This window comes from Streptomyces similanensis, assembly GCF_039543625.1.
Lineage (GTDB): Bacteria > Actinomycetota > Actinomycetes > Streptomycetales > Streptomycetaceae > Streptomyces > Streptomyces similanensis.
The window spans coordinates 39,984-62,796 of sequence record NZ_BAABKC010000086.1; the positions used below are offsets into that span (position 1 = coordinate 39,984).

A 22,813-nucleotide genomic window follows, 5' to 3' on the forward strand; every position below is an offset into this window, starting at 1 on the left:
ACACTACCAGCGGCCCGTTCCCCGCCCAAAACCGCCTGCGGTTCACCGGCCCGCACCACCCGATCCGCGCTCCCCGCCGGACATGGGACCATGGAGACTACGTATAGATCCGACCCGAGACCGCAGACGGACAAGCACACGTGTGCGGACGCCTCAAGAATCAGGACCCTGCGTGCCCGCGACCCCTAGCCATGTGCCCGAGCCGAGCCGTACCGACCCGGCGCTGATCCGCAACTTCTGCATCATCGCGCACATCGACCACGGCAAGTCCACGCTCGCCGACCGGATGCTCCAGCTGACCGGGGTGGTCGAGCAGCGGCAGATGCGCGCTCAGTACCTCGACCGCATGGACATCGAGCGCGAGCGCGGCATCACGATCAAGTCCCAGGCGGTGCGACTGCCGTGGGCTCCCACCCACGACCCCGGCAACACGCACATCCTCAACATGATCGACACGCCGGGGCACGTCGACTTCACCTACGAGGTCTCCCGGTCGCTCGCCGCCTGCGAGGGCACCATCCTCCTGGTGGACGCGGCCCAGGGCATCGAGGCGCAGACCCTCGCCAACCTCTACCTGGCGATGGAGAACGACCTCACGATCATCCCGGTCCTGAACAAGATCGACCTGCCGGCCGCCCAGCCGGAGAAGTTCGCCGACGAGCTGGCCAACCTGATCGGCTGCGACCCCTCCGAGGTGCTGAAGGTCTCCGCCAAGACCGGCCTCGGTGTCGAGGCGCTGCTCGACCGCGCGGTGGAGAAGATCCCCGCCCCGGTCGGCGTCGCGGACGCCCCCGCCCGCGCGATGATCTTCGACTCGGTCTACGACTCCTACCGGGGCGTCGTGACGTACGTCCGGGTCATCGACGGCAAGCTCAACAAGCGTGAGCGGATCCGGATGATGTCCACCGGCGCCACCCACGAACTGCTGGAGATCGGCACCAACTCGCCCGAGATGCTGCCGGCCGACGGCCTCGGCGTCGGCGAGGTGGGCTACCTGATCACCGGTGTGAAGGACGTGCGCCAGTCCAAGGTCGGTGACACCGTCACCAGCCAGGTCAAGGGCGCCACCGAGGCGCTCGGCGGCTACAAGGACCCCAAGCCCATGGTGTTCTCGGGCCTGTACCCGCTGGACGGGTCCGACTACCCGGAGCTGCGCGAGGCGCTGGACAAGCTCCAGCTCAACGACGCCGCGCTCGTCTACGAGCCGGAGACCTCCGCCGCCCTCGGCTTCGGCTTCCGCGTCGGCTTCCTCGGCCTGCTGCACCTGGACGTGATCCGCGAGCGCCTGGAGCGCGAGTTCGGCCTCGACCTGATCGCCACCGCGCCCAACGTGGTCTACCGCGTGATCATGGAGGACGGCGCCGAGATCACGGTCACCAACCCGAGCGAGTTCCCCGAGGGCAAGATCGCGGAGGTGTACGAGCCGGTCGTGCGCGCCACGATCCTCGCGCCCACCGAGTTCATCGGCGCGATCATGGAGCTGTGCCAGACCCGGCGCGGCGCGCTGCTCGGCATGGACTACCTCTCCGAGGACCGGGTCGAGATCCGCTACACCCTCCCCCTCGCGGAGATCGTCTTCGACTTCTTCGACCAGCTGAAGTCCAAGACCCGCGGCTACGCCTCCCTGGACTACGAGCCCACCGGCGAGCAGTCCAGCTCCCTGGTCAAGGTCGACATCCTGCTGCACGGCGACAAGGTGGACGCCTTCTCGGCGATCACCCACAAGGACCAGGCGTACGCGTACGGCGTGCGGCTCGTCGCCAAGCTGAGGGAGCTGATCCCGCGGCAGAACTTCGAGGTGCCCGTCCAGGCGGCCATCGGTTCGCGCGTGATCGCCCGCGAGACCATCCGCGCCATCCGCAAGGACGTCCTCGCCAAGTGCTACGGCGGCGACATCTCCCGCAAGCGCAAGCTGCTGGAGAAGCAGAAGGAGGGCAAGAAGCGCATGAAGATGGTGGGTTCGGTGGAAGTTCCGCAGGAAGCCTTCATCGCGGTGCTCTCCAGCGACGACAGCTCGGGACCGGGCAAGAGCAAGAAGTGACCGTCCGCCGGGCGCCGGCGGCACGGCAAAGCGGGTGAAAAGGGGGCCTGTCGCACGGGAGTGCGGCGGGCCCCCGCGCGTGTGCGGAGCGGCGCTTCGTGGGAAATGACAGGCCACAGCCCCTTACGCGGTGGCCGGTCGCGCTTTAACCTGATGCCTGCTCGCTAGTTACTCGCGAGTTAAACAGTGGCCCGGACACCAGCCCGGACCAGCACCCCGAACGACCCCGAACGACCCCGAACGACGCTGAACCCTCGAACGAGCCGAACCCCCCCGCACCACCCCGAGAGCCAACCCAGCCGTACTTGAGCCAGCCGCTAGCGAGCCGCGATGCCGCGGGCCCGGAGGATGTCGTGAGCGACGCACAGACCCCTATCGAGAATCGTCCGCCGTCGGTGGCGGCCCTCTTCCTGGAGCGCGTGGCGGCCACACCGGACGCCGAGGCCTACCGCTACCCGGTGCCGACGCCCGGCGAGGGCCCGGACGACTGGAAGTCGCTCAGCTGGGCCGAGTCCGCCGAGCGCGTCCACGCGATCGCCGCCGGACTGATCGAACTGGGCGTGCGGCCCGAGGAGCGGGTCGCGCTCGCCGCCTCCACACGGGTGGAGTGGCTGCTCGCCGACCTCGGCATCATGTGCGCGGGCGCCGCCACCACCACGATCTACCCGCAGACCAACGCCGACGAGTCCGCCTTCATCCTCTCCGACTCCGAGAGCAAGGTGCTCATCGCGGAGAACGCCGCCCAGCTGGCCAAGGCCGTCGAGAAGCGCGCCGAACTGCCCGACCTGCACCACGTCGTCGTCATCGACGCGGCCGGCGTGGAGAGCGGCGACTGGGTGCTCACCCTCGCCGAGCTGGAGCAGCGCGGCGCCGCCCACCTGGAGAAGCACCCCGAGCTGATCAAGGAGCGGGTCGGCGCGATCACCAAGGACCAGCTCGCCACCCTCATCTACACCTCCGGCACCACCGGCCGCCCCAAGGGCGTGCGCCTCCCGCACGACAACTGGTCGTACATGGCCAAGGCGATCGCCTCCACCGGCTTGCTCGGTCCCGACGACGTGCAGTACCTCTGGCTGCCGCTCGCCCACGTGTTCGGCAAGGTCCTCACCTCCGGCCAGATCGAGCTGGGCCACGTCACCGCCGTCGACGGCCGTGTCGACAAGATCATCGAGAATCTGCCGGTCGTCCAGCCCACCTACATGGCGGCCGTGCCGCGCATCTTCGAGAAGGTCTACAACGGCGTCGCCGCCAAGGCCCGGGCCGGCGGCAACGCGAAGTACAAGATCTTCCAGTGGGCCGCCGAGGTCGCCCGTGAGTACGCCAAGGTCACCCAGGACAACTTTCAGCGCACCGGCGTCCACTCCGCGCCCTTCGGCCTGGCCGCCAAGCACAAGGTCGCCGACACCCTCGTCTACTCCAAGATCCGCGAGGCGTTCGGCGGCCGGCTGCGCGCCTGCATCTCCGGCAGTGCCGCCCTCGCCCCCGAGATCGGCTACTTCTTCGCCGGCGCCGGCATCCACATCCTGGAGGGCTACGGCCTCACCGAGTCCTCCGCGGCCTCCTTCGTCAACCCCGGCGAGGCGTACCGCACCGGCACCGTCGGCAAGCCGCTGCCCGGCACCGAGGTCCGGATCGCCGACGACGGCGAGATCCTGCTGCGCGGCCCCGGCATCATGGAGGGCTACCACCGGCTGCCCGAGAAGACCGACGAGGTGCTGGAGTCCGACGGCTGGTTCCACACCGGCGACATCGGCGAGCTGTCCCCGGACGGCTACCTGCGCATCACCGACCGCAAGAAGGACCTCATCAAGACCTCCGGCGGCAAGTACATCGCGCCCGCCGAGGTCGAGGGCCAGTTCAAGGCGGTGTGCCCGTACGTCTCCAACATCCTCGTGCACGGCGCCGACCGGAACTTCTGCACCGCCCTCATCGCCCTGGACGAGCTCGCGATCGAGGAGTGGGCCAAGGAGAACGGCCTGGAGGGCAAGCCGTACGCCGAGATCGTGGCCGCGCCGCAGACCGTCGAGATGGTCGAGGGCTACGTCAAGCAGCTCAACGAGGGCTTGCAGCGCTGGCAGACGATCAAGAAGTTCCGGCTGCTGCCGCGGGACCTCGACGTGGAGCACGGGGAGATCACGCCGAGCCTGAAGCTGAAGCGGCCCGTGGTGGAGCGGGAGTACAAGCATCTGATCGAGGAGATGTACGCGGGGGCGCGGGAGGCGTAGCGCTCCGCTGGGGCGCGGGGGAACTCGGGTCCGCTTCGGTTCGGCGGGCCGGTTCTCGGCCGCGGGTCGTCGGTTCTCGGCCGCGGGTCGTCGGTGGCCGGGCGCGCGGTTCCCCGCGCCCCCGAGGGAGGCTCCGCGCCGGAGGAGGGACGTGCCCGTTCCGGACGCGTACCGGTCCTGTCCGTCTCTGGGTGGTTGTTAGCACAGTTCTCATGAAAAACGGGTCACTTCGGTGACTCCATGCTTATGGGTGCAGTCGGTCTGTCACCCTGTCCGCATCGACCGAACCGAATCGACCCCGATTCGGGCGAACGCTCGGGAGCTGCGGATGGGAGTCATTCCGACGCAACGGGAGACCGTTCCGCGCCCCTCCGGCGTTCCCGCGCCCCAGCGCGCGGGGGCGCACACCGAGGCGCGCACGACGCTGCCCGGCGGCCCCCACGCACCGGGCTCCGCCCGCACGCTGGCGCGCGCGACGCTCGCCGAATGGCGCGGCCGCGGTCTGGCCGTTCCCGACCGGCTCGCCGACGACGTCATGGTCGTCGTCAGTGAACTGGTCACCAACGCGGTCGTGCACGCGGGCACCGACGTGGAGATGGTCTGCCGGCTGGAGCCGGAGACCGGCGCGTGCGTCGTGGAGGTCTCCGACCAGCACCCCTCGCGCGCCCCGCGCGACCACCGCGCCCCCACGCCGTACGAGCCGCCCGAGTACGGGCGCGGGCTGCGGCTGGTCGCCGCCCTCGCCGAGGCGTGGGGCATCACCTACCGGCCCGGCGTCAAGACGGTGTGGGCCCGGCTGCCCGCCGAGGACGACGCCGCCGGCGAGGGGGAGGGCGCCTACGACGCCGAGTACGGACTCGGCGTCGCCGAGTTCCTCGCCCCCGACCCGCAGCGCGCCGAACGCGACCGCGAGTGGCTGGGCCGCGGCGCCCTGACCTTCCTCGCCGAAGCCTCCGACCTGCTCGCCGGGCAGCTCGACGAGGACCTGGTCGCCGCCCTCACCGGCCAGCTGATCGTGCCCCGGCTCGCCGACTGGTGCGCGGTGTGGCTGGAGGACGAGTCCACCGCGCGCGGCGGCTGGGCGGACGCCGCCGGGGCCGCCGGGCCGCGCCTGGCCCGCGTCTGGCACACCAGCGAGAACCGCGTCGACGAGCTGCGCCAGGCCCTGGAGAAGGACCCGCCGCACCCCGTGGACGGGCTGCGCTCCGGCCCCGCCGCCTACTCCTGGCCCGGGCACGCGCTGGGCCCGCGCGCCGCGGACGGCTCAGCGCTGGCGTACCGCCTGATCGCCGGCGGCCGCCCGCTCGGCACGCTGGTCATCGGCCGGGCGGGACCGGTCGGCTTCCCTGACGAGATCACCGGTCTGGTCGAGGACCTCAGCCGGCGGGTGGCGCTCGGCATCGGCGCGGCCCGGCAGTACGCCCGGCAGGCCACCATCAGCGCCGTCCTCCAGCGCGGACTGCTGCCCGGCGCGGTCGCCGAGATCCCCGGCGTGCGCAGCGCCCTCGTCTACGAACCGTGCGACCAGGGCGGCCCCAGCGGTGACTTCTACGACCTCTTCCCGGCCGGCGACGGCCGCTGGTGCTTCGCGGTGGGCGACGTGCAGGGCAAGGGGCCCGAGGCCGCGGTGGTGATCGGGCTCGCCCGGCCCTGGCTGCGGCTGCTGGCCCGCGAGGGGTACGGCGTCGCCGACGTGCTGGACCGCCTCAACCAGCTCCTGCTGGACGACGCCACCGAGGCCGCCGACGCCGCCGCGCGCGTCCTGGCCGCCGCCGGCGGGCGGGGCCCCGCGCCCGGCGACGGGCCGCAGACCCGCTTCCTGTCCCTGCTCTACGGCGAGCTGGCCCCCTTCGAGGGAGGGGTGCGGTGCACGCTCGCCTGCGCCGGGCACCCGCTGCCGCTGGTCCTCGACCGGGCGGGCGGGGTGCGCGCCGTCGCCCGCCCGCAGACGCTGCTCGGCGTCATCGAGGACGAGACGTACACCTGCGACACCTTCGAGCTGGGGTCCGGCGACACGCTGCTGTGCGTCACCGACGGGATCACCGAGCGGCGCTCGGGCAGCCGCCAGTTCGACGACGCCGACGGGCTCGCCACGGTCCTCGCCGGCTGCGCCGGCCTCGACGCGGAACTGATCGCCGAACGCATCCAGCGACTCGTGCACGACTTCGGCGAGCGGCCCCCGCAGGACGACCTGGCCCTGCTGGTCCTCCAGGCCGAATGACGCCCCTGGCGCCGGCCGGCCGGGTGCCGTGCGCGGTGCTGGACAATGGAGGACATGCCTTCCGCTCTTCCCGACGGCGAGCCCGTCCCCGCCGACGGCGCGCTGCCCGCGTCCGCGCTGGCCGGGGCGGCCGACCGGCCCCTCGGGTTCTACCTGCACGTCCCCTACTGCGCCACCCGCTGCGGCTACTGCGACTTCAACACCTACACCGCCACCGAGCTGCGCGGCACCGGCGGCGTCCTCGCCTCCCGCGACAACTACGCCGACACCCTCGCCGACGAGGTCCGCCTCGCTCGCAAGGTCCTCGGCGACGACCCGCGCGAGGTCCGCACCGTCTTCGTCGGCGGCGGCACGCCCACCCTGCTCGCCGCCTCGGACCTGGTGCGGATGCTGCACGCGATCCGCGAGGAGTTCGGGCTCGCGAAGGACGCGGAGGTCACCACCGAGGCCAACCCGGAGACCGTCGACCCCGCGTACCTCGCCGAGCTGCGGGAGGGCGGCTTCAACCGGATCTCCTTCGGCATGCAGAGCGCCCGGCCGCACGTGCTGAAGATCCTCGACCGCACGCACACCCCCGGGCGGCCCGAGGCGTGTGTCGCCGAGGCCCGCGCGGCCGGCTTCGCGCACGTCAACCTCGACCTGATCTACGGCACCCCCGGCGAGTCCGACGACGACTGGCGGGCCTCGCTGGACGCGGCGCTCGGCGCCGGGCCCGACCACGTGTCGGCGTACGCGCTGATCGTGGAGGAGGGCACACAGCTGGCCCGCCGGATCCGGCGCGGGGAGGTGCCCATGACCGACGACGACGTGCACGCCGACCGGTACCTGATCACCGAGGAGGTGCTGTCGGGGGCCGGGTTCGAGTGGTACGAGGTGTCCAACTGGGCCACCTCCGAGGCGGGCCGGTGCCTGCACAACGAGCTGTACTGGCGCGGGGCCGACTGGTGGGGGGCCGGACCGGGGGCGCACTCGCACGTCGGCGGGGTGCGGTGGTGGAACGTGAAGCACCCCGGCGCGTACGCCGCCGCGCTGGCCGAGGGGCGTACGCCGGGGGCGGGGCGGGAGGTGCTCTCCGCGGAGGATCAGCGGGTGGAGCGGATCCTGCTGGAGCTGCGGCTGCGGGAGGGGGTGCCGCTGTCGCTGCTGCGGGAGCGGGGGCTCGCCGCCGCGCGGCGGGCGCTGGCCGGGGGGCTGCTCCAGGAGGAGCCGTACGGGGCCGGGCGGGCCGTGCTGACGCTGCGCGGGCGGCTGCTGGCGGACGCGGTGGTACGGGACCTGGTGGACTGAGGCGCCCGGCGTTCGGGGCACCGCCGGGTGGATGTCGCTCGCCCCGCTCGGGAGGGCGCCGCCCGCGCCCACCCGTGCCGCCCCGGGCGGCACGCATGCCCGCAGGACAGCCGGGTGGCCGGCGGGTCAGGCGGGTGCGGTGACAAAATCGATCAGCTGCTCGACCTTGCCCAGCAGTTCCGGCTCCAGATCCTTGTACGAGCGCACCTTGGACAGGATGTGCTGCCAGGCCGCGCCCGTGTTCGGCGGCCAGCCCAGGGACCGGCAGACGCCCGTCTTCCAGTCCTGCCCCCGCGGCACCCGCGGCCACGCCGCGATCCCCACCGACGACGGCTTCACGGCCTCCCAGACGTCGATGTACGGGTGGCCGACGACGAGGGCGTGTGCGCTGGTCACCGCCTCGGCGATCCGCGACTCCTTGGAGCCGGGCACCAAGTGGTCCACCAGGACCCCCAGCCGCGCGTCCGGCCCCGGCGCGAACTCCTCGACGATCGCGGGCAGGTCGTCCACGCCCTCCAGGTACTCCACGACCACGCCCTCGATGCGCAGGTCGTCGCCCCAGACCTTCTCCACCAGCTCGGCGTCGTGCCGGCCCTCCACGTAGATCCGCCCGGCGCGGGCCACCCGAGCGCGGGCGCCGGGCACGGCGACCGAACCGGACGCCGTACGGGTGGGCCGTACCGGGCCCGAGGACGGCTTGACCAGCGTCACCGTGCGGCCCTCCAGCAGGAAGCCGCCGGGCTGGAGCGGGAAGACGCGGTGCTTGCCGAAGCGGTCCTCCAGGGTCACCGTGCCCGCCTCGCAGCCGATCACCGCCCCGCAGAAACCGGTGCCCGGCTCCTCCACGACCAGCCCCGGCTCGGCCGCGATCTCGGGCACGCCCTTCGGCTTCTTCCAGGGGGGAGTCAGGTCGGCGGAGTACTGGCGCATTCGAGTGACGATAGGAGAAGTCGGCGGCCGATCAGGGCGACACGCCGAAGCGCCGGGCGAGGGCGTCCCGCTGGGCCCGGACGAAGGCCGCGTCCACCACCGCGCCGTGCCCGGGGACGTACCGGGCGTCCGGGCCGCCCAGCTCCAGCAGCCGGTCCAGCGCGGCCGGCCACCGGGACGGCACCGCGTCGGGGCCGGCCGAGGGCTCGCCGGACTCCTCGACCAGGTCGCCGCAGAACACCACCGGCCGCTCGCCCGGCACCACGACGGCGAGGTCGTGGGCGGTGTGACCGGGGCCGGCGTTCACGAGCAGCGCCTCCCGGCCGTCGCCCAGCGGCACGGCGAGCACGTCGTCGACCTCGCGGCCGGGCCGTACCAGCGCCGCGGCCGCCGCGTCGGCCGCCCGCGGGTCCAGGCCGTGGCGCACCGCGTCCGCGCGCAGCTCCGCGCGCTCGCGCTCGTCGTCGTGGACGGCGTGGGCGCCCCCGGCGGCGAACACCTCGGCGTCCGGGAACGCCGCGGCGCCCAGGACGTGGTCGAAGTGCGGGTGCGTCAGCGCGAGAAGTGTCACATCGAAGCCCGCGAGGCGGGCCGCGTCGGCGCGTAGCGCGGCCCCCTCGGCGAGGCTGGAGCCGGCGTCCACCAGCAGCGCGGAACCCGCCCCCGCCACCAGCCCGACCGTGCAGTCCCAGCCCGGCAGCCGGATCCGGCCGATCCCGTCGGCCAGCCGTTCCCAGCCGAGCTCTTCCCAAGTCACCGTCATGCCCCGACGCTAGCGTTCCCGGGACCGGCCTTGCCCTCGGTCCACCCGACGGCCGTACACTGGGCCGGGGAGAACTGGCACTCGTATGCGCCGAGTGCCAAAGGGGAGCCGAGGGACGACTCTGGAGGTGTGCGCGATGCTCAGCGAGCGAAGGCTTCAAGTGCTGCGTGCCATCGTCCAGGACTACGTCGGCACCGAGGAGCCGGTGGGCTCCAAGGCGCTCACCGAGCGGCACAGCCTCGGCGTCTCGCCGGCCACCGTGCGCAACGACATGGCGGCCCTGGAGGACGAGGGCTACATCGCCCAGCCGCACACCAGTGCCGGCCGCATCCCCACCGACAAGGGGTACCGCCTCTTCGTCGACAAGCTGGCCGGGGTCAAGCCGATGACCGCGCCCGAGCGGCGCGCCATCCAGAACTTCCTGGACGGCGCCGTCGACCTCGACGACGTCGTGGCCCGCACGGTGCGGCTGCTCGCGCAGCTCACCCGGCAGGTCGCGGTGGTGCAGTACCCCTCGCTGACGCGTTCGACGGTGCGGCACGTGGAGCTGCTGGCGCTCGCCCCCGCGCGGGTGATGCTGGTGCTGATCACGGACACCGGGCGGGTCGAGCAGCGGATGATCGACTGCCCGGCCCCGTTCGGGGAGACGTCGCTCGCCGACCTGCGGGCGCGGCTCAACAGCCGGGTCGCCGGACGCCGCTTCGCGGACGTGCCGCAGCTGGTGGAGGACCTGGCCGACGGCTTCGACCTGGAGGACCGCGGCACGGTCTGCACGGTGCTGTCCACGCTCCTCGAAACCCTCGTCGAGGAGAACGAGGAGCGGCTGATGATCGGCGGCACCGCCAACCTCACCCGCTTCGGACACGACTTCCCGCTCACCATCCGCCCCGTTCTGGAGGCGCTGGAGGAGCAGGTGGTCATGCTGAAGCTGCTCGGTGAGACGCAGGATCCGGGCATGACCGTGCGCATCGGTCACGAGAACGCCCACGAAGGACTCAACTCCACGTCCATCGTGTCGGTGGGCTACGGTTCGGGCGGCGAGGCAGTGGCCAAGCTCGGCGTGGTCGGACCGACCCGCATGGACTACCCGGGAACGATGGGAGCGGTACGCGCAGTGGCACGGTACGTCGGACAGATCCTGGCGGAGTCGTAAGTGGCCACGGACTACTACGCCGTTCTCGGCGTGCGCCGCGACGCGTCGCAGGATGAGATCAAGAAGGCGTTCCGCCGGCTCGCGCGCGAGCTGCACCCGGACGTCAACCCCGATCCGAAGACCCAGGAGCGGTTCAAGGAGATCAACGCCGCTTACGAGGTGCTGTCGGACCCGCAGAAGAAGCAGGTCTACGACCTCGGCGGCGACCCGCTCTCGCAGGCCGGCGGCGGCGCGGGCGGCTTCGGCGCCGGCGCGTTCGGCAACTTCTCCGACATCATGGACGCGTTCTTCGGCACGGCGTCGCAGCGCGGGCCGCGCTCGCGCACCCGCCGGGGCCAGGACGCCATGATCCGGCTGGAGATCGAGCTGGACGAGGCGGCCTTCGGCACCACGAAGGACATCCAGGTCGACACGGCCGTCGTCTGCAACACCTGCAACGGCGAGGGCGCGGCTCCGGGCACCACCGCCCAGACCTGCGACATGTGCCGCGGCCGCGGTGAGGTCTCGCAGGTCACCCGGTCCTTCCTGGGCCAGGTCATGACCTCCCGGCCCTGCCCGCAGTGCCAGGGCTTCGGCACGGTCGTGCCGACCCCGTGCCCGGAGTGCGCCGGCGACGGCCGCATCCGCGCCCGCCGCAGCCTGACGGTGAAGATCCCGGCCGGTGTGGACAACGGCACGCGGATCCAGCTCGCGGGCGAGGGCGAGGTCGGCCCCGGCGGCGGCCCGGCCGGCGACCTGTACGTCGAGATCCACGAGCTGCCGCACCCGACCTTCCAGCGGCGCGGCGACGACCTGCACTGCACGGTCACCCTCCCGATGACCGCGGCGGCGCTCGGCACCAAGGTGCCACTGGAGACGCTGGACGGCATGGAGGAGGTCGACATCCGGCCGGGCACCCAGTCCGGACAGTCGATCCCGCTGCACGGGCGCGGCGTCACGCACCTACGCGGCGGCGGCCGCGGCGACCTCATCGTGCACGTCGAGGTGCAGACCCCGAGCAAGCTCGACCCCGAGCAGGAGCGGCTGCTGCGCGAACTGGCCCAGCTGCGCGGCGAGGAACGGCCCCAGGGGCAGTTCCAGCCCGGACAGCAGGGGCTGTTCTCACGGTTGAAGGACGCGTTCAACGGTCGCTGAGGGACGGCCTTCGAGGCCGTCGGGGCGAAGGTCTCGCCCGGATTCGGAGACGTGCGCAGGACGTGACACCATGCGGTCATGTCCTCCGCATTGTCCGCGCTGACCGATCTCTTCCCTCAGCCGATCGTGCAGGCCCCGATGGCGGGCGGCCCTTCCGGCCCCCGGCTGGCCGCGGCGGTGTCCGAGGCCGGCGGGCTGGGCTTCCTGGCCGCCGGGTACAAGACCGCGGACGGCATGTACCAGGAGATCAAGCAGGTGCGCGGGCTGACCGGCCGCCCCTTCGGCGTGAACGTGTTCCTGCCCCAGCCGGAACACGCGGAGTCCGGCGCGGTCGACCTGTACGCCCAGCAGCTGGCCGGCGAGGCCGCCTGGTACCGCACCGAGCTGGGCGAACCGGACCACGGCCGCGACGACGGCTACGAGATCAAGGTCGCCGCGCTGGTGGACGACCCGGTCCCGGTGGTCTCCTTCCACTTCGGCGTCCCCGCCCGCGAGGTGGTCGACGCCCTGCACCGCGTCGGCACCTTCGCCCTGGTCACCGCGACCACCGTCGAGGAGGCGCTGGCGGTGGAGCGGGCGGGCGCGGACGCGGTGATCGCGCAGGGCGTGGAGGCCGGCGGCCACCAGGGCACCCACCGCGACCTGCCGGAGAACGACGGCGCCGGCATCGGCGTGCTCACCCTGGTCGCCCTGATCCGCGAGGCGGTGGACCTCCCGGTCGTCGCCGCCGGCGGCATCATGCGCGGCGGCCAGATCGCCGCCGTCCTCGCCGCCGGGGCGAGCGCCGCCCAGCTGGGCACCGCGTTCCTCGCCACCCCCGAGTCCGGCGCGCACGCCCTGCACAAGGCGGCGCTGACCGACCCGCTCCACCCGCACACCGAGCTGACCCGCGCCTTCTCCGGCCGCCCGGCCCGCGGCCTGGTCAACCGCTTCCTGCGCGAACACGGCCCCTACGCGCCCGCCGCCTACCCGGAGGTGCACCACCTCACCGCCCCGCTGCGCAAGGCCGCGGCCGAGGCGGGCGACCCGCAGGGCATGGCGCTGTGGGCCGGACAGGGCCACCGGATGGCCCGCGACCTGCCCGCCGGGCGACTGGTGGAGGTGCTCGCGGAGGAACTCGAAGCGGCGACGGCGGCCCTGCCGGGGCGCCGGACGGGAGGTGCGCGATGACGGCGCCGGTGTTCGTGATCGACTCGGTCGAGGGCGCCGACTTCAGCGGCGGGGAGTACGTCCTGGACGGCCCCGAGGGACGGCACGCCGTCTCCGTGAAGCGGCTGCGGCCCGGCGAGGACGTGATCCTCACCGACGGGCGCGGGCGCTGGCTGGAAGGCGTCGTCAAGGCCGCCGAGGGCAAGGACCGCCTGGTCGTCATGGACCTGGATTCCGTCCGCGAGGAGGAGCCCGAGCAGCCCCGCATCACCGTGGTGCAGGCCCTGCCCAAGGGCGACCGGGGCGAACTCGCCGTGGAGACCATGACCGAGGTCGGCGTCGACGCGATCGTGCCCTGGCAGGCCGCCCGCTGCATCACCCAGTGGAAGGGCGACCGGGGGCTCAAGGCGCTCGGCAAGTGGCGGGCCACCGCGCGCGAGGCCGGCAAGCAGTCCCGCCGGGTCCGCTTCCCGGAGATCGCGGAGACCGCGAGCACCAAGCAGGTCGCCGCGCTGCTGGCCAAGGCCGACTTCGCCGCCGTGCTGCACTCGGACTTCGAGTACGGCAGCGAACCCCTGGCCACCGTCGAACTGCCCGCCGAGGGCGAGATCGTGCTCGTGGTCGGCCCCGAAGGAGGCGTCGCCTCCGACGAGTTGGCGCAGTTCCGGGAGGCGGGGGCGCGGGCGTGCCTGCTCGGGCGTAGTGTGCTGCGCACCTCGACCGCGGGGACGGCCGCCGTCGCGCTGCTGCTGGGGCGCACCGGCCGCTGGTCCTGACCGAAGGCTCCAGGGGGATGCCGTGGAACTCGCCCAAGTCCGACTGCTCGTCACCGACTTCGCCGCCTGCTACCGCTTCTACACCGAAGTCCTCGGCCTGAAGCCGCAGTCGGGCGCACAGCGGGGACCGTACGAGAAGTTCAGTCCGGCCGCCGGTTCCGCGGGCATCGCCCTCCAGGACCGGGCGATGATGGCCGAAGTCCTCGGCGAACTGGGCGAGTCGGTCGCCGGACACCGCTCGCTGGTGGTGCTGCGCGTGGACGACCTGGACGCGTGCTGCGCGCGGGTCGCCGCCCGCGGCGCGACCCTGCTGCACGGCCCGGCGCCCATGACGGACCGGATGCGCGTCGCGCACCTGAAGGATCCCGAGGGCAATGTGGTGGAACTCCAGGAGTGGCTGCTCCTGCGCACCTGACGGCGGCCGAGTCCGCGCCCGGCCCCGCGGCAGGGCGCCCCCGACCGGCGCTCGGCGCACAGTGATCAAGGGCGCGAGCAGGGACGTACGGTGCGGGGGCGGCGGCGGAGATGCGCCGCGGCCCCCTGTTCGTGGCCGCCGACGCTGCGTAGGGTGATCAGGTGACTCAGTCCGCATCGTCTGCCTATCTCCGGTTTCCGCATCCGCACGGCGAGTTGGTCGCCTTCACCGCCGAGGACGACGTGTGGCTCGCCCCGTTGGACGGCGGCCGAGCCTGGCGGGTGAGCGCCGACAGCGTGCCGGTGAACCACCCCCGCGTCTCGCCCGACGGCGCCACCGTCGCCTGGACCTCCACCCGGGACGGCGCGCCCGAGGTGCACATCGCCCCCATCGACGGCGGGCCCGCCCGACGCCTGACGCACTGGGGGAGCTGGCGCACCCAGGTGCGCGGCTGGACCGCCGGGGGCGAAGTGCTCGCGATCAGCACCCAGGGCCAGGCCAGCCTGCGCCGCAGCTGGGCCCGGGCCGTCCCGCTGGACGGCGGACCGGCCGCCACCCTGCCGTACGGTCCGGTCGGCGACGTCGCCCAGGGTCCGCACACCGTGCTGCTGTCGGCCTCGATGAGCCGCGAGGCGGCCTGGTGGAAGCGGTACCGGGGCGGCACCGCGGGCAAGCTGTGGATCGACCGCGACGGCGACGGCGAGTTCGTCCGGCTGCACGAGGAGCTGGACGGCAACGTCGAGTACCCGCTGTGGGTGGGCGACCGGATCGCCTTCCTCTCCGACCACGAGGGCACCGGCGCCCTGTACTCCTCCCTCGCCGACGGCTCCGACCTGCGCCGGCACACCCCGCTGGGCGGCTTCTACGCCCGCCACGCCGCCACCGACGGCGCGCGCGTCGTCTACGCCTGTGCGGGCGAACTGTGGCTGCTGGACGACCTCGACGGCGCCGAACCGCGCCGCCTGGACATCCGCCTGGGCGGGCCGCGCGTGGACCTCCAGCCGTATCCGGTCAACGCGGGCCGCTGGTTCGGCTCCGCCGCCCCCGACCACACCGCGCGCGGCAGTGCGGTCGCCGTGCGCGGCGCCGTCCACTGGGTCACCCACCGCGCCGGCCCCGCCCGCGCCCTGGCCGCCGAGCCGGGCGTGCGGACCCGGCTGCCGCGCACCTTCCGGGCCGACGGCGAGGAATGGGTGGTGTGGGTGACCGACGCCGAGGGCGAGGACGCCCTGGAGTTCTCGCCCGCCACCGGCCTCGCCCCCGGCGCCACCCCGCGCCGGCTCGCCGCCGGACAGCTCGGCCGGGTGCTGGCACTGGCCATGGCGCCCGACGGCAGCCGCGCCGCCGTCGCCTCCCACGACGGCCGGCTGCTGCTGGTCGAACGCGAGAGCGGCGAGGTCCGCGAGGTGGACCGCAGCGACAACGGCGACGTCTCCGGCCTCGTCTTCTCGCCCGACTCCGGCTGGCTCGCCTGGTCCCACCCCGGGCCGCGCCCGCTCAGCCAGCTCCGGCTGGCCAACACCACCGACCTGTCGGTCACCGAGGCGACCCCGCTGCGCTTCCAGGACTACGCCCCCGCCTTCACCCTCGACGGCAAGCACCTGGCCTTCCTCTCCCACCGCTCCTTCGATCCCGTCTACGACGAACACGTCTTCGACCTGGCCTTCGTGGAGAGCTCCCGTCCGTACCTGATCACGCTCGCCGCGACCACGCCGTCGCCGTTCGGGCCGCAGCGGCACGGCCGGGCCTTCGAGGTGTCCGACAAGGAGGAGACCCCGGACAGCGAGGGCGCCCCGGCGACCCGCATCGACCTCGACGGCCTCGCCGACCGCATCGTGCCCTTCCCGGTCGAGGCGGCCCGCTACTCCAACCTGCGCGCCGCCCGCGACGGCGTGCTGTGGCTGCGCCACCCGGTGACCGGCGTGCTCGGCGCCGCCCGCGCCACCCCCGACGACCCGGACCCGAAGACCGAACTGGAGCGCTACGACCTCGCCCAGCAGCGCCTGGAGCACCTCGCCGCCGACGCCGACCACTTCGAGGTCAGCGGCGACGGCAAGCGGGTCCTGCTGTGGACCGACCACAAGCTGAAGGTGGTGCCCAGCGACCGGCGCGCCTCGAACGACGAGGACAGCGACTCGAACATCACCGTCGACCTCGGCCGGGTCCGGCAGACGGTCGACCCGGCCGCCGAGTGGCGGCAGATGTACGAGGAGACCGGCCGCATCATGCGGGACCAGTTCTGGCGGCCCGACATGGGCGGCCTGGACTGGGACGGCGTCCTCGACCGCTACCGGCCGGTCCTGGACCGCCTGGCCACCCACGACGACCTGGTCGACCTGCTGTGGGAGGTGCACGGCGAGCTGGGCACCTCGCACGCCTACGTCACCCCGTACGGCGCTTTCGGCCACGGCGCCCGGCAGGGCCTGCTCGGCGCGGACCTCTCGCGGCACGAGGACGGCGGCTGGCGCGTCGACCGGATCCTGCCCTCGGAGACCTCCGACCCGAACGCGCGCAGCCCGCTGGCCGCGCCCGGTGTCGCGGTGCGCGCCGGGGACGCGATCCTCGCGGTCGGCGGCCGGCCCGTCGACCCGGTCGCCGGTCCGGCGCCGCTGCTGGTCGGCACGGCCGGCAAGCCCGTCGAGCTGACGATCTCGCCGGCCGGCGGGGGAGAGGTCCGGCACGCGGTGGTGGTGCCGCTGGCCGACGAGGAGCCGCTGCGCTACCACGCCTGGGTCGCCGACCGCCGCGCCCACGTCCACGAGAGGTCCGGCGGCCGGCTCGGCTATCTGCACGTGCCGGACATGCAGGCGCCCGGCTGGGCGCAGATCCACCGCGACCTGCGGGTGGAGGTGGCCCGGGAGGGCCTGGTCGTGGACGTGCGGGAGAACCGCGGCGGCCACACCTCCCAGCTGGTGGTGGAGAAGCTGGCCCGGCGGATCGTCGGCTGGGACCTGCCGCGCGGCATGCGCCCGGACAGCTACCCGCAGGACGCGCCCCGGGGTCCGGTGGTCGCGGTCGCCAACGAGTTCTCCGGCTCCGACGGCGACATCGTCAACGCGGCGATCAAGGCGCTGGGCATCGGACCGGTCGTCGGCACCCGCACCTGGGGCGGCGTCATCGGCATCGACAGCCGCTACCGCCTGGTCGACGGCACCCTGATCACCCAGCCGAAGTACGCGTTCTGGCTGGAGGGCCTGGGCTGGGACGTGGAGAACCACGGCGTGGACCCGGACGTGGAGGTCCTCCAGCGTCCCCAGGACCACGCGGCGGGCCGCGACCCGCAACTGGACGAGGCGATCCGGCTCGCGCTGGAGGCCCTGGAGACGACCCCGGCGAAGACTCCGCCGGAGCTGCCCCCGCCGCGCTCGTGACCGCGGGTCCGGACGACGACAGCGGGCCCGGGCGACGACAACGGGCCCGGGCGAAGCGGCGGGTCCGGACGACACGGACGACCGGTGACCCGGCGTCGGTACGATGCCCGTACTGGATCAACTCCCAAGGAGGCCACGTGGCAGGGGAACCGCAAGAGGACTGCCTGTTCTGCAAGATCGTCGCCGGTCAGATCCCCGCGACGGTCGTCCGGGAGACGGAGACGACCCTCGCCTTCCGCGACATAAACCCCCAGGCGCCCACCCACGTCCTGGTGATCCCGAAGGCGCACTACCAGGACGCCGCCGCCCTCGCCGCCGGCGCCCCGCAGCTCGTCGCCGACGTCCTGTGCGAGACCCAGGCCGTCGCCGACGAGGAGAAGCTGGACAGCTACCGCACCGTCTTCAACACCGGCGCCGGCGCCGGCCAGACCGTGTGGCACGCGCACGCCCACGTCGTCGGCGGCCGCGGCCTGCAGTGGCCCCCCGGATAGGCAGCCGTGTCCGTGCGTGAACTCGTCGTCCTCGGCACCGCGAGCCAGGTCCCGACCCGGCACCGCAACCACAACGGCTATCTGCTGCGCTGGGACGGCGAGGGCATCCTGTTCGACCCCGGCGAGGGCACCCAGCGGCAGATGCTGCGCGCCGGGGTCGCCGCCCACGACCTGAACCGGATCTGCGTCACCCACTTCCACGGCGACCACAGCCTGGGCCTGGCCGGGGTGATCCAGCGCGTCAACCTCGACCGGGTGCCGCACGAGATCACCGCGCACTACCCGCGCTCCGGCCAGCGCTTCTACGACCGGCTGCGGCACGCCACCGCCTACCGCGAGACGGTCGCCCTCACCGAGGCCCCCGTCGACGCCGACGGCCCCCTCGCCGTGACGCCGTCCTACACGCTGGAGGCCCGCCGCCTCTCGCACCCGGTCGAGTCCTACGGCTACCGGCTGACCGAGCCCGACGGCCGCCGTATGCTGCCCGAGCGGCTCGCCGCGCACGGCATCCAGGGCCCGGACGTCGGCCGCATCCAGCGCGACGGCGCGCTCGACGGCGTCCCGCTGGAGGCCGTGAGCGAGGTGCGGCGCGGCCAGCGCTTCGCCTTCGTCATGGACACCCGGCTGTGCCCCGGGGTGCACGCCCTCGCCGAGGGCTGCGACCTGCTGGTCATCGAGTCCACCTTCCTCGACGAGGACGAGGCGCTGGCCGAGGAGCACGGCCACCTCACCGCCGGCCAGGCCGCCCGCGTCGCCCGCGAGGCCGGCGTACGGCACCTCGTCCTCACCCACTTCAGCCAGCGCTACAGCGACCCCGAGGAGTTCGAGCGCCAGGCGCGGGCGGCGGGCTTCGAGGGAGAACTGACCGTGGCGCACGACCTACAGCGCGTACCGGTACCGAAACGTCGGTGAACAGGCCGTACGATGCTCTGATGCCTCTGCCCAAAGCCGAACTGCACCTCCACATCGAAGGCACGCTGGAGCCCGAGCTGGCCTTCCGACTGGCCGCGCGCAACGGCGTCCAGCTGCCGTACGCGGACACCGACGCCCTGCGCGAGGCCTACCGGTTCGAGGACCTCCAGTCCTTCCTAAACCTGTACTACGAGCTGATGGCCGTCCTGCGCACCGAACGCGACTTCGAGGACCTCGCCGACGCCTACCTCGCGCGGGCCGCCGCGCAGGGCGTGCGGCACGCGGAGATCTTCTTCGACCCGCAGGCCCATCTCGCGCGGGGCGTGGACATGAGCACGGTGGTCGAGGGCCTGTGGCGGGCGCTCGGCGGCAGCGAGGAGAGGCACGGCGTCTCCACCCGGCTGATCATGTGCTTCCTGCGCGACGAGTCCGCCGAGTCGGCGCTCGCCACGCTCGACGCCGCCAAACCGTACCTGGACCGGATCACCGGCGTCGGCCTCGACTCGGCCGAGGTCGGGCACCCGCCGGTGAAGTTCCGCGCGGTGTACGAGGCGGCCGCGGCCCTCGGTCTGCGGCGCGTGGCGCACGCCGGCGAGGAGGGCCCGCCCGCCTACATCACCGAGGCTCTCGACGTCCTCGGCGTCGAACGCGTCGACCACGGCCTGCGCTGCATGGAGGACCCCGCGCTGGTGGACCGCCTGGTGCGGGAGCGGATACCGCTGACCCTGTGCCCGCTGTCGAACGTCCGGCTGCGCACCGTCGACACCCTCGCCGACCACCCGCTGCCCGCCATGCTGGACGCCGGCCTGCTGTGCACGGTCAACTCCGACGACCCCGCCTACTTCGGCGGCTACGCCGGCGACAACTTCGACGCCGTCCACCGCGCCCTCGGCCTGACCGAGGACCGGCTGCGCGAACTGGCCCGCAACTCCTTCCTCGCCGCCTTCCTGGAGGACGACGAGGAGCTGCGGCAGCGGTATCTCGCCGAGGTGGCGGCCTACGAGTTCGGGTAGGCCCCGGGCGACGTGATCCATTGACGGGTACGGCGCGGATACCTAGGCTCGGTGAGCGCTGTTCTCATCCGTGAGACATGTTCTCGTACATGAACAACGGCATAGAACAACGCCATGAACAACGCCTCGATCATCGAAGCCGAGCCGAGCCGGAGGAGCCGCCCGTGACCCGCGACCTCGCCCTCGCCGAGGTACGGCTGACGCCGATCCTGGTCGCCGACCCGCCGCTGCTCAACACCCAGGGCGTGCACCAGCCGTACACACCGCGCCTGATCGTGGAGGTGGTGACGGCCGACGGGATCACCGGCCTCGGCGAGACCTACGGCGACACCCGGTACCTGGAAGTCGCCCGCCGGCTCGCCGACCGGCTCGTCGGCCACCGGGTCAGCGATCTGAACGCCCTGCACGCGCTGGACGTCCCGGTGGCCGCCGACGGGGTGGCGGACGGCGTCGGCGCGGGCGGGCTGCGCGGCGTCCAGAACGCCGGCAAACTGCTCCTGTCCGTCGTCTCCGCCTTCGAGGTCGCCTGCCTCGACGCGCTCGGCAAGGCGCTCGGGCTGCCCGTCCACGCGCTGCTCGGCGGCAAGCTCCGCGACAGCGTCGAGTACAGCGCCTACCTCTTCTACCGGTGGGCCGCCCACCCCGAGGGCGCGGGCGGCGAGCGGGACGACTGGGGCGCCGCCCTCGACCCGGCGGGCGTGGTCGCACAGGCGCGCGCGTTCGTCGCGCGGCACGGCTTCACCTCCTTCAAGCTCAAGGGCGGCGTCTTCCCGCCCGACGAGGAGATCGCCGCCGTACGGGCGCTGGCCGAGGCGTTCCCCGGGCGCCCGCTGCGGCTCGACCCCAACGGCGCCTGGTCGGTGGCGACCTCGGCGCGCGTCGCGCGGGAACTGGCGGACGTGCTGGAGTACCTGGAGGACCCCGCGCTCGGCACGCCCGCGATGGCCGAGGTGGCGGCGCGCACCGGCGTACCGCTGGCCACCAACATGTGCGTGACGACCTTCGCCGAGATAGAGGAGGCGTTCACCAGGGGCGCGGTCCAAGTGGTGCTCTGCGACCACCACTACTGGGGCGGACTGCGCAACACCCAGCACCTGGCGGCCCTCTGCGCCGCCTTCGGCGTCGGCGTCTCCATGCACTCCAACACCCATCTGGGCATCAGCCTGGCCGCGATGACCCAGGTGGCGTCCACCCTTCCCGGCCTCCACCACGCCTGCGACACCCACTACCCCTGGCAGTCGGAGGACGTCCTCACCGAGCGCCTGGTCTTCGACGGCGGCCGGGTGGCCGTCGGGGACGCACCCGGCCTCGGGGTCGCGCTCGACCGGGACGAACTGGCACGGCTGCACCGCCGGTGGCTCGATGACGACGGCGCGCTGCGGGAGCGCGACGACGCGGCGGCGATGCGGGTCGCCGAGCCGGGATGGGCGGTGCCCGCGACGCCGCGCTGGTGACCGCGCGGCGGCCGGACACGGCGGCCCGGCCGGGCCCCGCGGCGTGCGTGCCGACGCGTTGTCGGTCCTCTGGTGCACACTGGCTTGATCCGCACCATGCCAGGGAGCGCACCGTGACCGCGTCCAACACGTCCGCCGGAGAGGGACCGGAGTACCGCGACGAGCAGGAGCAGGAGCCGAGGCCGCCGCACCCCGTGTCCGCGGCCGACGGGGAGTACCCGCGGGACCGCGAGTACATCGTGGGCGCGCCGCACGCCCCGCTCGGCCCGCAGATCGACCCGCTGGCCGCCCTGCGCACGTCGGACGACCCGCCCTGGGACGTCTACCTGACGGGCACCGTCTTCCTCGACATCGTCTTCACCGGCCTCGACACCGCCCCCGTGCGCGGCACCGAGTCCTGGGCGCGCGGCATGGGTTCGAGCCCCGGCGGCGTCGCCAACATGGCGACCGCCCTGGCCCGACTCGGCCTGCGCACCTCCCTGGCGGCGGCGTTCGGCGACGACCACTACGGCGAGTACTGCTGGGACGTGCTGGAACAGGGCGAGGGCATCGACCTCTCCCCGTCCCGCACCGTCCCCGGCTGGCACTCGCCGGTCACCGTCTCCATGGCCTACGAGGGCGAGCGCACGATGGTCTCGCACGGCCACGAACCGCCCCCCGAGGACGTGCTCGTCCAGGAGGTCGCCCCCCAACTCCTGCCCCGCGCCCGGGCCGCCGTCGCCTCCCTGACGCCGGGCCGCGGCGCGCCCTGGATCGCGGAGGCCGCCCGCAAGGGCACCCGGGTCTTCGGCGACGTCGGCTGGGACGACACCGGCGCCTGGGACCTGGCCGGCCTCGCCGACCTGGCGCACTGCGAGGCGTTCCTGCCCAACGCCGAGGAGGCGATGCGCTACACGCGCACCGACTGCCCGCGCGCCGCCGCGCACGCGCTCACCGCGTACGTGCCGGTCGCGGTCGTCACCCTGGGTTCCGAGGGCGCGTACGCGGTGGACCGGCGCACGGGGGAGAGCGCCGAGGTGCCCGCCATCGCGGTCGAGGCGCTGGACCCCACGGGCGCGGGCGACGTCTTCGTGGCCGGGTTCGTCACCGGCAGCCTGGCCGGCTGGCCCCTGGCCGACCGCCTCGCCTTCGCCGGCCTCACCGCCGCGCTGTCCGTACAGGAGTTCGGCGGCTCGCTCTCCGCGCCCGGCTGGTCGGAGATCGCGGCCTGGTGGCGCCGGGTCCAGTCGGTGCCCGGCCAGGACCCGGCGGCGCTCAGGCGGTACGCCTTCCTGGACGCCCTGGCGCCGGAGGCGAGCGTCGAGCCGTGGCCCCGGCGCAGGGCCGTGCCGACCATCGGCTTCGGCAGGTCGGCGTGACCGCGCGCCGCCCCCGCGTCACCCGCGACGCGCCCCCGCCCATATCCGGTGGACCGGGGGCCCGGGCCGGCGCCGCCATTGACAGGTGACGTCTCCTGCTCGATCATCGGCGAAATCACG

General features: G+C 73.4%; 17 protein-coding genes. 15 read left to right on the top strand and 2 right to left on the bottom strand.

Translation table 11 applies throughout. The annotated features are described in order from the left end of the window. Positions 1–172 precede the first annotated feature (172 nt). The 4 genes from lepA (at position 173) to hemW (ending at position 7,774) form a co-directional block, all read left to right on the top strand. Positions 173–2,041: a translation elongation factor 4 gene (gene lepA / locus ABEB07_RS27035; protein WP_345670687.1), complete on the top strand. Its 1,869-nt coding sequence runs from the start codon at positions 173–175 to the stop codon at positions 2,039–2,041. A 353-nt stretch (positions 2,042–2,394) separates the two neighbouring features. Next, positions 2,395–4,266 (top strand): AMP-dependent synthetase/ligase, encoded by a 1,872-nt coding sequence (locus tag ABEB07_RS27040; RefSeq protein WP_176148912.1) that lies wholly within the window; start codon positions 2,395–2,397, stop codon positions 4,264–4,266. 328 nt (positions 4,267–4,594) lie between these two features. Next, positions 4,595–6,487 (top strand): ATP-binding SpoIIE family protein phosphatase, encoded by a 1,893-nt coding sequence (locus ABEB07_RS27045; RefSeq protein ID WP_345670688.1) that lies wholly within the window; start codon positions 4,595–4,597, stop codon positions 6,485–6,487. A gap of 54 nt (positions 6,488–6,541) precedes the next feature. Continuing rightward, entirely contained in the window at positions 6,542–7,774 is a 1,233-nt protein-coding gene (gene hemW, locus ABEB07_RS27050; protein ID WP_345670690.1) for a radical SAM family heme chaperone HemW, read from the top strand. Between the two features lie 126 nt (positions 7,775–7,900). On the opposite strand, the gene ABEB07_RS27055 is transcribed toward hemW, so the two are convergent. Both ABEB07_RS27055 and ABEB07_RS27060 read right to left on the bottom strand, forming a co-directional pair. Further along, positions 7,901–8,704, bottom strand: coding sequence for a DUF3097 domain-containing protein (locus tag ABEB07_RS27055; RefSeq protein ID WP_345670691.1), 804 nt, complete (start codon positions 8,702–8,704; stop codon positions 7,901–7,903). Between the two features lie 31 nt (positions 8,705–8,735). Next, on the bottom strand, positions 8,736–9,467 hold the full coding sequence (locus ABEB07_RS27060; RefSeq protein WP_176148908.1) for an MBL fold metallo-hydrolase: 732 nt from the start codon (positions 9,465–9,467) through the stop codon (positions 8,736–8,738). A gap of 136 nt (positions 9,468–9,603) precedes the next feature. Here ABEB07_RS27060 and hrcA point away from each other — a divergent pair, with 136 nt between their 5' ends. From hrcA to ABEB07_RS27115, 11 genes are all read left to right on the top strand, one after another. After that, positions 9,604–10,620: a heat-inducible transcriptional repressor HrcA gene (gene hrcA / locus ABEB07_RS27065; RefSeq protein WP_164584890.1), complete on the top strand. Its 1,017-nt coding sequence runs from the start codon at positions 9,604–9,606 to the stop codon at positions 10,618–10,620. Continuing rightward, the gene (dnaJ, locus tag ABEB07_RS27070) at positions 10,621–11,754 is read left to right on the top strand and encodes a molecular chaperone DnaJ (protein ID WP_164584891.1); all 1,134 of its coding nucleotides are present in this window, start codon (positions 10,621–10,623) and stop codon (positions 11,752–11,754) included. It abuts the gene before it with no gap. A gap of 78 nt (positions 11,755–11,832) precedes the next feature. Continuing rightward, entirely contained in the window at positions 11,833–12,924 is a 1,092-nt protein-coding gene (locus tag ABEB07_RS27075; RefSeq protein WP_345670692.1) for a nitronate monooxygenase, read from the top strand. Continuing rightward, the gene (locus ABEB07_RS27080; RefSeq protein ID WP_345670693.1) at positions 12,921–13,679 is read left to right on the top strand and encodes a 16S rRNA (uracil(1498)-N(3))-methyltransferase; all 759 of its coding nucleotides are present in this window, start codon (positions 12,921–12,923) and stop codon (positions 13,677–13,679) included. The genes ABEB07_RS27075 and ABEB07_RS27080 overlap by 4 nt, the downstream gene beginning before the upstream one ends. A 22-nt stretch (positions 13,680–13,701) precedes the next feature. Next, positions 13,702–14,094: a VOC family protein gene (locus ABEB07_RS27085; protein ID WP_345670695.1), complete on the top strand. Its 393-nt coding sequence runs from the start codon at positions 13,702–13,704 to the stop codon at positions 14,092–14,094. 161 nt (positions 14,095–14,255) lie between these two features. Then, on the top strand, positions 14,256–17,465 hold the full coding sequence (locus ABEB07_RS27090) for a S41 family peptidase (RefSeq protein ID WP_345670697.1): 3,210 nt from the start codon (positions 14,256–14,258) through the stop codon (positions 17,463–17,465). A gap of 137 nt (positions 17,466–17,602) precedes the next feature. Beyond that, positions 17,603–17,956: a histidine triad nucleotide-binding protein gene (locus tag ABEB07_RS27095; protein ID WP_176148904.1), complete on the top strand. Its 354-nt coding sequence runs from the start codon at positions 17,603–17,605 to the stop codon at positions 17,954–17,956. 6 nt (positions 17,957–17,962) lie between these two features. Beyond that, entirely contained in the window at positions 17,963–18,868 is a 906-nt protein-coding gene (locus ABEB07_RS27100) for a ribonuclease Z (RefSeq protein ID WP_345670699.1), read from the top strand. A gap of 20 nt (positions 18,869–18,888) precedes the next feature. Beyond that, positions 18,889–19,881, top strand: a complete 993-nt coding sequence (locus ABEB07_RS27105) for an adenosine deaminase (RefSeq protein ID WP_345670701.1) — start codon at positions 18,889–18,891, stop codon at positions 19,879–19,881. Positions 19,882–20,045: 164 nt separating this feature from the next. Next, complete coding sequence (locus tag ABEB07_RS27110) at positions 20,046–21,335, top strand: glucarate dehydratase family protein (protein ID WP_345670702.1); 1,290 nt, start codon at positions 20,046–20,048, stop codon at positions 21,333–21,335. Positions 21,336–21,574: 239 nt separating this feature from the next. After that, positions 21,575–22,693, top strand: coding sequence for a carbohydrate kinase family protein (locus ABEB07_RS27115; RefSeq protein WP_345670753.1), 1,119 nt, complete (start codon positions 21,575–21,577; stop codon positions 22,691–22,693). The last annotated feature ends 120 nt before the right edge of the window (positions 22,694–22,813 follow it).